Genomic DNA, 11,392 nt, shown 5'->3' on the forward strand with positions numbered 1-11,392 from the left:
TACCGCCCCGTCCGCGTGCTCAGTCCTCGTCGTAGCGCGGGTCGATGGCGTCCGGGGACAGTCCCAGCAGCTCCGCCACCTGCTCGATCAGGATCTCGTGCACCAGCGCCGCGCGGTCCTCCCGGGTCTTCGCCCGGATCTCCACCGGCCGCCGGTACACCACGATCTGGCTCTTGCGCCCCTGCTTGCCCGGCAACACCCGCCCCAGCGGCACGCCGTCCTCGCCGTCGGCCGCGTCGGGCTCGTGCAGCGGCACCTCCTGGACGGCGAACTCCACTTCGATCAGCTGCGGCCAGCGCCGTTCAAGACGCTCCACCGATTCGCGCACGTAGTCGTCGAACAGTTCGGAGCGGGTGAGCGAGATCGGCACCTGGGGCGGCGCCAGCGGGCCGCGCAGCCCCCTGCCGTGCCGGTCGCGATGCCGGGGACGGCGCGAGGGTCCCGTCGATGACTGCGGTGCAGAGCTGTCCATATCACTGCCGAGGGTAGTCCTTGGACGGTCGGAAGTGGACTACTCCGACGGGGAAACGCCCGAGGCGGCGGAGGCGTGGACCGGCGTGCGGACCGCGACACGGCACACCCGCCGGACAGGCGGTCTTCGCTCCCCGGCGAGGAGTGCGGTACCGTCCACCCTCGTGAGCTCTGTACGTCGTTGTTCGCGGACCGCGTGCGGCCGGCCGGCCGTCGCGACGCTGACGTACGTCTACGCGGACTCCACCGCCGTCCTGGGCCCGCTCGCCACCTACGCCGAGCCGCACTGCTACGACCTGTGCGCCGAGCACGCCGAGCGCCTCACCGCCCCGCGCGGCTGGGAGGTCGTCCGGCTGGCCGCCGAGGCCGGGCCGCTGCGCCGCAGCAGCGACGACCTGGAGGCCCTCGCCAACGCCGTCCGCGAGGCCGCCCGGCCGCAGACCCCCCGTCAGGGCCGCGGGTCCGAGGGCGAGTCCACCGAGGGCGGCCGCCGCGGCCACCTGCGCGTCCTGCGCTCGCCGGACAACTGACGCCGCACAGCCGACGCCGTACCCCGCCCAGGGCCTGCACCGGGCGTTCGTCCGACTTGGGTACGCTGCCCGTCTACCGTCACCGCGGACCGTCGACCGAACGGGCGGTGACCCCGACGTATCGTGACCGTGGGCGGCCAGCCGCCGATCACACGCACACCGACCAGTACAGAGACCAGGGTGGAGCCGCAGTGCGCGACCTCAAGCAGCTCGTGAAGGCCTACGACGTCCGAGGCGTCGTCCCGGACCAGTGGGACGAGCACCTGTCCCGGGCCTTCGGCGCCGCGTTCGTGCAGGTCACCGGCGCGTCCGCGATCGTCGTCGGCCACGACATGCGCCCCTCCTCCCCGTCGCTCACCCGGGCGTTCGCCGAGGGCGCCGCCGCCTACGGCGCCGACGTGGTCCAGATCGGCCTCTGCTCGACCGACCAGCTCTACTACGCCAGCGGCAAGCTCGACCTGCCCGGCGCGATGTTCACCGCCAGCCACAACCCGGCCCAGTACAACGGCATCAAGCTGTGCCGGGCCGGCGCCGCCCCGGTCGGCCAGGACACCGGCCTCTCCGAGATCCGCGAGCTGGTCGAGTCCTGGACGGGCGAGGACGACACCGTCACCGTCCCGGCCAAGGACGTCAAGCCCGGTGCGCTGTCCGAGCAGGACACCCTGCGCGGCTACGCCGACCACCTGCTGGGCCTGGTCGACCTCACCGCGATCCGCCCTCTCAAGGTCGTCGTGGACGCGGGCAACGGCATGGGCGGCCACACCGTGCCGACCGTCTTCGACGGCCTGCCGATCGAGCTCGTCCCGATGTACTTCGAGCTGGACGGGACCTTCCCCAACCACGAGGCCAACCCGCTCGACCCGAAGAACATCGTCGACCTCCAGGCCAAGGTCCGCGAGGTCGGCGCCGACCTCGGCCTGGCCTTCGACGGCGACGCCGACCGCTGCTTCGTCGTCGACGAGCGCGGCGAGCCGGTCTCCCCGTCCGCCATCACCGCCCTGGTCGCCGCCCGCGAGATCGCCCGCGCCCAGGCCGCCGGCGAGGCCGAGCCGACCGTCATCCACAACCTGATCACCTCCTGGACCGTCCCCGAGGTGGTCCGCGAGCTCGGCGCCAACCCGGTGCGCACCCGGGTCGGCCACTCCTTCATCAAGCAGGAGATGGCCGTCACCGACGCCGTCTTCGGCGGCGAGCACTCCGCGCACTACTACTTCCGCGACTTCTGGCGCGCCGACACCGGCATGCTGGCCGCGCTGCACGTGCTGGCCGCGCTCGGCGGGCAGCCCGGCACGCTGTCCGCGCTCACCGCCGAGTACGACCGCTACGCCGCCTCCGGCGAGATCAACAGCACCGTCGCCGACCAGGCCGCCAGCACCGCCGCCGTCCGCGCCGCCTACGCCGGCCTGGAGGGCACCACCGTCGACGAGCTGGACGGCCTCACCGTGGCCGGCCCGGACTGGTGGTTCAACCTGCGCGCCTCCAACACCGAGCCGCTGCTGCGCCTGAACGCCGAGGCCAAGGACCCGGCGAAGATGGCCGAGCTGCGCGACGGCGTGCTCGCCATCGTCCGCGCCTGACCGAGGCCTCCTGTGCCCCGGCCGGTAGGGTTGCCTATCGGCCGGGGCACCGCCGTGCCACCCCCCGACTTTTGGAGAGCCCCATGAAGCTCGAATCCTTCCTGCTGGAGATCCTGGTCTGCCCGCAGTGCCGGGCCGCGCTCACCGAGGGCGGCACCGAGGAGCAGCCCGAGCTGCTCTGCACCGGCGCGGACTGCGGCCTCGCCTACCCGGTCCGGGACGGCATTCCGGTCCTGCTGGTGGACGAGGCCCGCCGCCCGGCCTGATCCTTGGGGCGAAGCCCCCACCCCGCCAGCCCAGCGCGCACAGGACAGCAGCCGGAGGCCCGCCGCATGCTCGACGACACCCTGCTCGACGACCCGGCCGCCCTGCAGCGCGCCGACCGCGACCGCGCCCTGCTGGCCCTGGCCGGCGCCGGCGCACGGGTCCGCACCGCGCTGCGGCTGGCCGACGCGGCCGGCCTGGACCGGCTGCGCCCGGACGGCCGCCCGCGCGCCGTCCTGGTCGCGGGCCACGGCAGCGCCCTGACGGCGGGCGAGATCCTGACCGCGCTGGCCGGCCAGGCCGGCCTGATCACCACGCTGCCGCCGACCGAGGCGGCCGCCCCGCGCGCCGACCGGGCCGGCGCGCCGCCCGCCTTCACCGCCGGGCTCGGCTGGCAACTGCCCGGCTGGGCCGGCCCGCTGGACCTCCTGGTGGTCAGCTCCGCCGACGGCGGCGAACCGGGCCTGGTCGGCCTCGCCGAGCAGGCCTACGCGCGCGGCTGCGCGATCGTGGTCACCGCCCCGGCGGGCAGCCCGCTGGCCGAGGCCGCGCTGCAGGTGCGCGCGCTGCCGCTGCCGTACGTGGCCTCCGCGCTGCCCGAGGACGAGGCGCCCGCCGGCCCGGCCGCCGAGCCGGACCTCCCCGCCGAGGACCCGGCCGCGCTGTGGTCCCACCTCGCCCCGCTGCTCGCGCTCGCCCAGAAGATCGGCATCACCCAGCTGCCGTACGACGCGCTGCCGGCCGTCGCCGACCTGCTGGACGCGACCGCCGTCCGCTGCCGCCCCGACGCCGCCGCGTACACCAACCCGGCCAAGGGCCTGGCCGCCCGGCTGGCCGGGACGGTCCCGCTGCTGTGGGCCGAGGGCCCGATCGCCGGGGCCGTCGCCACCCGCTTCGCCGCCCAGCTCGCCGAACGGGCCGGCCGCCCGGCGCTGGCCGGGCCGCTGCCGCAGGTGCTCACCGCCCACCGCGGCATGTTCACCGGCCAGTTGGGCGCGGGCGCGGACCCGGACGACTTCTTCCGCGACCGGGTCGACGAGCCGGATCCGCTGCACCTCCAGGTCCTGCTGCTGCGGCACGTCCCGGGGGCGCCCGGTGCCCAGTCCGGTGTCCGTCCCGGCGGCGCGCCCGAGGAGCAGGGCGGGCCGGCCGAGGTGCCGGAGGACGACGCGGGCCCGCGCAGCTTCGGTGTCACCCGCGCGCACCGGCTGGCCGGCGCCCACGACGTCCGGCTGACCGAGTACGCGACCAGCCGGCCGGACCCGCTGCACGCGCTCGCCGACCTGGTCGCGCTGACCGACTTCGCCGCCGTCTACCTCGGGCTCGCCGCCGCGCAGTCCTGAGCCGCGCCGCACGGCCGGTACGGTAAGCGCTCGACGGAGCAGCGCGACCAGCCATTGCGGCGGAGGGACCCGAAGCATGAGTACAGAAGGCGGCACCAAGGCACTGGTCGCGGCACTGTCCGCGAACCTGGCGATCGCGGTGGCCAAGTTCACCGCCTTCGGCTTCACCGGCTCCTCGTCGATGCTGGCCGAGGGCGTGCACTCGGTCGCCGACTCGGGCAACCAGGTGCTGCTGCTGATCGGCGGCAAGCGGGCGCGCCGGGAGGCGGACGAGGAGCACCCGTTCGGGTACGGCCGCGAGCGCTACGTCTACGGCTTCCTGGTGGCGATCGTCCTCTTCAGCGTCGGCGGCCTGTTCGCGATCTACGAGGGCTGGCACAAGGTCAACCACCCGGAGAAGCTGGACTCCTGGGGCTGGGCGGTCGGCGTGTTGCTCTTCGCCGTCGCGATGGAGGGCTGGTCCTTCCTCACCGCGATGCGCGAGTCGGCGAAGGCCAAGGGCGGCCAGGGCTGGGTGCAGTTCATCCGCACCGCCAAGGCCCCGGAGCTGCCGGTGGTGCTGCTGGAGGACGCCGGCGCGCTGATCGGCCTGGTGCTCGCGCTGCTCGGCGTCTCGCTCACCGTGGTCACCGGCGACGGCGTCTGGGACGGCGTCGGCACCCTGGGCATCGGCGTCCTGCTGGTGGTGATCGCGGTGGTGCTCGCCCTGGAGACCAAGTCGCTGCTGCTCGGCGAGTCCGCCGACCGGGATTCGGTGCGCCGGATCCGCGAGGCGCTGGTGGACGGCGAGGCCGTCACCGGCGTGATCCACATGCGCACCCTGCACCTGGGGCCGGAGGAACTGCTGGTCGCCGCCAAGATCGCGGTCAACGCGGAGGACAGCGCGGCCCGCGTCGCGCAGGCGATCGACGCGGCGGAGGAGCGGGTCCGGGCCGTCGTCCCGATCGCGCGGGCGATCTACCTGGAGCCCGACGTCTACAGCGCCGAGAAGGCCGCCGCGGGCGAGGACCCGGCGGCCACCCCCGGCGGGCCCGGGCCCGGCGCCTCGCACTGACCGGCGCCGGGCCGCCCCTGGCCGGGGCCGGCCGGGGGCAGACCAGGGGGGCCGGCTGGGATCCGCTTGAGGACCCGTCCGGTCCGAGGCCGAAATCGCTCATCGGCGGACGGCCGGTGGGGCCGCCGGTGTAGATTCGTCACCAGAGCCAGAACGTCGCTGCTGATGGCGGTTGATCGGCGGTCCGCCCCTGTGGGGTGTGCCCCGGTCGAGGGAGAGAGGTCCTCCGACGGTTTGTGCTGCGCAGCAGGGAACCGGTCCAGCACCACGGATCCGGCCGCCCCGGCGTAGCCGTGCACCCGTACGGCCCCGCCCCGCTGCGACCGCACACACAGGACCTTGGCCACGCCCACCCCATCAGCGAGGAGCAGACGCATGTCGACCGACACCACCGGTGACTTCAAGGTCGCCGACCTTTCCCTGGCGCCGTTCGGCCGCAAGGAGATCCAGCTGGCCGAGCACGAGATGCCCGGCCTGATGTCGATCCGCGCCGAGTACGCCGAGTCGAAGCCGCTGACCGGCGCCCGCATCACCGGCTCGCTGCACATGACCGTGCAGACCGCCGTCCTCATCGAGACCCTCACCGCCCTGGGCGCCGAGGTCCGCTGGTGCTCCTGCAACATCTTCTCCACCCAGGACCACGCGGCCGCCGCCATCGCGGTCGGCCCGGAGGGCACCCCGGAGAACCCGCAGGGCGTGCCGGTCTTCGCCTGGAAGGGCGAGACCCTGGACGAGTACTGGTGGTGCACCGAGCAGGCCCTGACCTGGCCTGAGGGCAAGACCCCGAACATGATCCTGGACGACGGCGGCGATGCCACCCTGCTGATCCACAAGGGCGTCGAGTTCGAGAAGGCCGGTGCCGCGCCGGACCCGTCCACCGCGGACAACGACGAGTTCCGGATCATCCTGGAGCTGCTCAACCGCACCCTCAAGGACTCCCCGAACAAGTGGACCGAGGTCGCCGCCACCATCAAGGGCGTGACCGAGGAGACCACCACCGGTGTCCACCGCCTGTACGAGATGCACCGTGACGGCCAGCTGCTGTTCCCGGCGATCAACGTCAACGACTCGGTCACCAAGTCGAAGTTCGACAACAAGTACGGCTGCCGCCACTCGCTCATCGACGGCATCAACCGCGCCACCGACGTCCTGATCGGCGGCAAGGTCGCCGTCGTCTGCGGCTACGGCGACGTCGGCAAGGGCTGCGCCGAGTCGCTGCGCGGCCAGGGCGCCCGCGTCATCGTCACCGAGATCGACCCGATCTGCGCGCTCCAGGCGGCGATGGACGGCTACCAGGTCGCCACCCTGGAGGACGTCGTCGAGACGGCCGACATCTTCATCACCACCACGGGCAACAAGGACATCATCATGGCCTCCCACATGGCCCGGATGAAGCACCAGGCCATCGTCGGCAACATCGGCCACTTCGACAACGAGATCGACATGGCCGGCCTGGCGCAGCTGCCCGGCGTCGTGAAGACCGAGGTCAAGCCGCAGGTCCACGAGTGGCGCAAGGCGGACGGCCGCACCATCATCGTCCTCTCCGAGGGCCGCCTGCTGAACCTGGGCAACGCGACCGGCCACCCGTCGTTCGTGATGTCCAACTCCTTCGCGAACCAGACGATCGCCCAGATCGAGCTGTTCACGAAGACCGAGCAGTACCCGATCGGCGTCTACGTGCTGCCCAAGCACCTGGACGAGAAGGTCGCCCGGCTGCACCTCGACGCGCTCGGCGTGAAGCTGACCACCCTGAGCCAGGACCAGGCCGACTACATCGGTGTCCCGGTCGAGGGCCCGTACAAGGCGGATCAGTACCGCTACTGATGCGGTGAACCGTGGCTGACGCGGTGCGGCGTACGCCGGTGGCCGGCACCCCTGCGCAGGGGTGCCGGCCACCGGCGCGTTCGGCGGTCTGTGTTCAGGGCACGATGACGTCGGTGGTCCAGGCGGCGGCGTCCGGGCCGAGGGCCTTGGTGTGGGCGAGCATCCAGGGGAGGCCGCCGAGCTGCTCCAGGGAGGGCGGATCGCCGGCTCCGGTGCCGATGGAGATCTCCACCCCGTTCTGGACGGACTCCAGGGGCGGGTGCGGGTCGGTGTAGGGCGAGCCGTCCGTGCTGGTGTAGACCGGGCGCGGCCCGATCGGCCGCAGGCTGACCGAGACGTTCTTCCCCTCGACCTGGAACATCAGCCACAGGTTCCAGGCCCCGACGCCGTCCGTGTCCGGCCGCGAGAGCATGACGTCGGTGGCCTTGAACGTCTCGGGCAGGCCGGTGAACTGCACCGGCAGCGGGACGTTCCAGTGGCCGAACCGGACGCCGGTGGCCACCTGGTGGAGGACTTCGTCGGTGACGTCCCCCGGCACTCCGCCGTTCCCGCTGACCTCGGCCCAGCGGCCCTCGGGGGTCAGCCAGCGCAGCGTCGGCTGGTAGCGCTCGGGCTGGTCGGCGACCACCCGGTAGGCCGGTCGTCCGTTGACCGGTTCGGCGTCGACCTTGCCGAGTTTCACGTTGACCCCCGTCATCGGGGGCTCGGAGCCCGCCGGGTACTGGGAGAGCATGATGCGGGCGGCGTTCTCGCCCACGCCTCGGGCCTGGGCGTAGATGCCGTGGTAGCCGGTCTCGTAGCCGATGTGCTGCTCGCCGCCCACCCAGTCGGGCAGCCAGCCGAAGTGGACCTCGGTGGTCAGCGGGTCGATGCCGCTCACGGTCGGGGTGGGGGTCGGAGTCGGCGTCGAGGACGGCGAGGTGCTCGGGGTGGGCCCCGCCGGCGGTGTCGGGGCGACGGTGCCGCTTCCCGGGGCCAGCAGCGCGGTGGTCGCCACCACCGCCACCGTCACGGCGGCGACGGCGCCGATCGCGGCGCGCTTGCGACGGCGCAGCCGGGCGGTGCCCTCGGCGATCGAGCGGTCGGCGTCGAACCGCGCAGGTGGCGCCGACCCGTTGGCGAGGGCCGTCAGCCGGGCGGTGAGGTCGTGGTGATCCTTGCTGGTCATGGCGTCCTCCCTGCGACGGTGGGGCGGGCGGCGAGCCTGCCGCGGAGGGTGTCCAGGGCCCGGGAGCTCTGGCTCTTGACGTTGCCCGACGAGCAGCCCATGGCGTCGGCGGCCTGGTCGATCGTCAGGTCGCAGTAGTACCGGAGCACCACGGCCGCCCGTTGGCGGGCCGGCAGCGTCGCCAGGGCGTGGCGCAGGTCCAGCGAGGCGTCGAGGTCGACGGGCATGGACTCGGTGTCGAGGTCGGTGCCCGGCCGGCTGGTCCGCCGCCACCAGGAGGTGCGCTGCTCGGCCAGGAAGGTGTTGACCAGCACCCTGCGGGCGTAGCCGTCCAGGTTCTCCATGCGGCCTGCCCGTGACCAGTTCACGTACAGCTTGGTGGTGGTCTCCTGGACCAGGTCGTCCGCGCGGTGCCAGTCCCCGCACAGCAGATAGGCGACCTTGCGCAGCCAGCCGCTCCTAGAAGTCACGTACTCCGTGAACTCCTCGTCGCGTGCCTGCTTCGCCATCTGCGCCCCCCTTCTCCCTCGTACCGTCGGCGCTCGTGCGCGCCGTCCACCCCCCTAATGCGGGCACCCGCCCCGAACGTTGCATGCGAATGCGCACGTAGGCTTTCGGACATGCCCAACGGCCGGTACACGCTCCATACAGCCATGACTCCTCTGGGTCACGACCGCGTGCTGCTCGGGGAGGAGCGCTTCAGCTGCGCCCCCGGGGCGGCCGGCTGGCGGTACGTCTCCAAGACCTACGCGCCGGACGGGCGGGTGATCGGCAGCGTCGACCTCACCCTGGACTCGCGGGCCCGCCCGCTGCGGATGGAACTGCGGGCCGGCGGCTGGCAGGTGCGCGGCGGCGCGGTGGACGGCGTCGCCTGGGTCCGGACGGACGCGGCGGACCCGGGCGGCGAGCACAGCGTGGAGGGGCACGACCGGGCGCACGGGTTCACCGGCGGCTCGCCGGCCTTCCTGGTCGCCACCGCCCGGCTGCTGCGGCTGCGGGAGGGGGCGAGCGCGCGGGTGCGGCTGGTCGCGTTCACCGAACCGGTGCTGGCGCCGCGCACCTTCGACCAGGGGTGGCTGCTGGAGGGTGTCGACACGCACCAGACCGACTCCGGGCCGCTGCTGGTCGAGCGGTACCAGGTCGCGGACCTGGAGACCGGCGAGCAGCAGGTCGTGCACCTCGCGGGGGACGTGGTGCTGGCGGCCGACGGGATCGAACTGGAGGAGCTGGCGTCGCCGCCGAACGCCTGGCCGGCGCAGTTCGGGGAGTAGGTCCGGGTTGCGCGGGCCGGGCTGGGTGGGCCGGGCGGCGGGCCCGAGGGCGCGGTGAGCCTAGGCGGGCGGCGCGAAGCCGGTGTCGGGGGCCGGTGTCGAGGACGGTGCCGGTGCCGGGGCCGGGGTTAGTGCCGGTGCCGGGGACGGCTGGTCGGCGGTGGGCGGGGCGGGCTTCTCGAAGGAGGGGGCGGCCGGCTGGGGCGCGGGAGCCGGCCACGCGGCGGGTGCGGGGGCCGCGGTCCGCTGCCACTGCGCCTGGGCCCGCGTCCACTCCCGGCGCTGGCGCTCGGTGAGCACCGCGCCCAGGTACGCCGCCGGGTGTAGCCCCTGCGCCACCGGGTGACCGGTTCGGGCGGCCAGGTCGCCGGCCAGCCGGGTGGACATCTGGAGCGCCACCGCCGGGTCCAACTGGCCTATGCGGCCCAGCAGTTGGCGGATCGCCAGCCAGAGCGGCTCCGGCACCGCGGACAGGTCCATCGCGACCAGCTCCCGGCCCATCGCCTGGAGCAGGTGCGGGTGCACGGGCGGCAGCGGGGGCGGCGTCCCACCACCCGGGGTGCGCTCGCGGACGACCACCGTCCCGGCGAAGATGTCGCCCAGTCGCTTGCCGTCCGCGTTCACGGCCGAGGTGATCACCGCCGGCACGCCGGTCATGGCGACCAGCTCCATGAAGCCGACCAGCCCGCGCACCAGCGAGTGCCGGAACCGCACCGGGCCGCCGTCGGTGCGCACCACCCGCAGGCCGAGCGCGGCCTTGCCGAGCGAGCGCCCGTGGCTGAAGGTCTCGACCATCACCGGCACGGCCACCAGGAAGAACACCAGCAGCCCGATCAGGGTGGCCGCCAGCGCCGCACCGTCCAGTCCGATCAGGGCGACGCTCAGGGTGAGCGAGACCAGGAACAGGGCGGCGAACTCCACGAGCAGGTCCAGCGTGATCGCCAGCGCCCGGCTGGGAAGCTTCGCCGTCTGCAGGTCGAGGACGACCGCCTCACCCGTCACCAGGTCGCTCAAGACACCTGTCCGTTCACGTTCGTGGAGCCGTACAGCTCACTCATGGAGGCCGCCGAGGGCGGCACGGACGAGGGGAGGGACGTCACCCGGACCGGCCCCCACGACCTGCTCTCCGCAGTCTGATCCGCAGCCGCAAACATACGGCGCCCGGTGGCCGCACGGGAAGTGAGATCCCGGCGGCCGGGGTGCCCACCGCTCCTGGCATGCTGGGCCGCGCGTGTCCGTACCTACCCGCCCGTCCGCCCGCGACCGGGCCCCTCGCGCCCACCGCCGACCATGGAGCCGCCGAATGGACCTGGACGTCTTCGTCGCCACCCACCAGGGGGAGTGGGCACGGCTGGACGCCCTCGCCCGACGGCGCCGGCTCAGCGGGGAGGAGGCCGACGAACTGGTCACCCTCTACCAGCGCGCCACCGGCCACCTGGCCAAGGTCCAGGCCGCCGCACCGGACCCGGCCCTGCTCAGCCGGCTGACCGGCCTGGTCTCGCGGGCCCGCAGCGCGGTGACCGGATCGCGCAGCAGCGGCTGGCACGACGTCGCCCGGTACTACACGGTGAGCTTCCCGGCCGCGCTGTACCGCGCGCGCCGCTGGTGGGTGCCGGTCGCGGTCGTCTCGCTGCTGGCCACCGCGGTGCTCGCCTGGTGGATGGCCACCCACCCCGAGGTCCGCAACAGCCTGGTCGCCCCGGATCACCTGCGGGAGATGACCCGCCCCGGCGGGCAGTACGAGTCGTACTACTCGGACCGCCCGGCGAGTTCGTTCGCCGCACAGGTCTGGACGAACAACGCCTGGATCGCCGTGCAGTGCCTGCTGTTCGGGATCGCGCTGGGTCTCCCGGTGCTCTGGGTGATGTGGACCAACGTGGTCAACCTCGG

Annotated in this window: 12 protein-coding genes (1 of these 12 only partly in view); 8 read left to right on the forward strand and 4 right to left on the reverse strand. The window is 73.5% G+C overall.

Annotated elements, in window-relative coordinates:
- Positions 1–19: 19 nt before the first annotated feature.
- Positions 20–472 carry a metallopeptidase family protein gene (locus A6F73_RS20460; protein WP_079135840.1) on the reverse strand — a complete coding sequence of 151 codons (453 nt, stop codon included), beginning with the start codon at positions 470–472 and terminating at the stop codon, positions 20–22.
- An 85-nt stretch (positions 473–557) separates the two neighbouring features.
- Between A6F73_RS20460 and A6F73_RS20465 the strand changes: the two genes are divergently transcribed.
- The 6 genes from A6F73_RS20465 to ahcY all read left to right on the forward strand — a co-directional run bounded on the left by A6F73_RS20465 (position 558) and on the right by ahcY (position 7,063).
- Positions 558–1,001, forward strand: coding sequence for a DUF3499 domain-containing protein (locus A6F73_RS20465; RefSeq protein ID WP_079136306.1), 444 nt, complete (start codon positions 558–560; stop codon positions 999–1,001).
- A gap of 191 nt (positions 1,002–1,192) precedes the next feature.
- Positions 1,193–2,578 carry a phosphomannomutase/phosphoglucomutase gene (locus tag A6F73_RS20470; RefSeq protein WP_063349137.1) on the forward strand — a complete coding sequence of 462 codons (1,386 nt, stop codon included), beginning with the start codon at positions 1,193–1,195 and terminating at the stop codon, positions 2,576–2,578.
- Between the two features lie 83 nt (positions 2,579–2,661).
- On the forward strand, positions 2,662–2,844 hold the full coding sequence (locus A6F73_RS20475; RefSeq protein ID WP_063349138.1) for a Trm112 family protein: 183 nt from the start codon (positions 2,662–2,664) through the stop codon (positions 2,842–2,844).
- Positions 2,845–2,910: 66 nt separating this feature from the next.
- Positions 2,911–4,185, forward strand: coding sequence for an SIS domain-containing protein (locus tag A6F73_RS20480; protein ID WP_063349139.1), 1,275 nt, complete (start codon positions 2,911–2,913; stop codon positions 4,183–4,185).
- A gap of 76 nt (positions 4,186–4,261) precedes the next feature.
- Positions 4,262–5,239 carry a cation diffusion facilitator family transporter gene (locus A6F73_RS20485; RefSeq protein WP_063349140.1) on the forward strand — a complete coding sequence of 326 codons (978 nt, stop codon included), beginning with the start codon at positions 4,262–4,264 and terminating at the stop codon, positions 5,237–5,239.
- 375 nt (positions 5,240–5,614) lie between these two features.
- Positions 5,615–7,063: an adenosylhomocysteinase gene (gene ahcY / locus A6F73_RS20490; protein WP_063349141.1), complete on the forward strand. Its 1,449-nt coding sequence runs from the start codon at positions 5,615–5,617 to the stop codon at positions 7,061–7,063.
- Between the two features lie 94 nt (positions 7,064–7,157).
- Here the strand turns inward: ahcY and A6F73_RS20495 are convergent, their stop codons facing one another.
- Entirely contained in the window at positions 7,158–8,231 is a 1,074-nt protein-coding gene (locus tag A6F73_RS20495) for a hypothetical protein (protein ID WP_063349142.1), read from the reverse strand.
- Complete coding sequence (locus A6F73_RS20500) at positions 8,228–8,740, reverse strand: SigE family RNA polymerase sigma factor (protein WP_063349143.1); 513 nt, start codon at positions 8,738–8,740, stop codon at positions 8,228–8,230. The genes A6F73_RS20495 and A6F73_RS20500 overlap by 4 nt, the downstream gene beginning before the upstream one ends.
- 111 nt (positions 8,741–8,851) lie before the next feature.
- Between A6F73_RS20500 and A6F73_RS20505 the strand changes: the two genes are divergently transcribed.
- Positions 8,852–9,502 (forward strand): hypothetical protein, encoded by a 651-nt coding sequence (locus tag A6F73_RS20505; RefSeq protein ID WP_063349144.1) that lies wholly within the window; start codon positions 8,852–8,854, stop codon positions 9,500–9,502.
- Positions 9,503–9,562: 60 nt separating this feature from the next.
- Here the strand turns inward: A6F73_RS20505 and A6F73_RS44070 are convergent, their stop codons facing one another.
- Entirely contained in the window at positions 9,563–10,516 is a 954-nt protein-coding gene (locus tag A6F73_RS44070) for an RDD family protein (RefSeq protein WP_063349145.1), read from the reverse strand.
- Between the two features lie 289 nt (positions 10,517–10,805).
- On the opposite strand from A6F73_RS44070, the gene A6F73_RS20515 reads away from it, so the two are divergent.
- On the forward strand, positions 10,806–11,392 hold the 5' portion of the coding sequence (locus A6F73_RS20515; protein WP_063349146.1) for a stage II sporulation protein M. It continues 418 nt past the right edge of the window; 587 of the gene's 1,005 nt are visible here — the first part of the coding sequence; the start codon lies at positions 10,806–10,808; its stop codon lies beyond the right edge, outside the window.

The organism is Streptomyces sp. MJM8645, from assembly GCF_001625365.1.
Lineage (GTDB): Bacteria > Actinomycetota > Actinomycetes > Streptomycetales > Streptomycetaceae > Kitasatospora.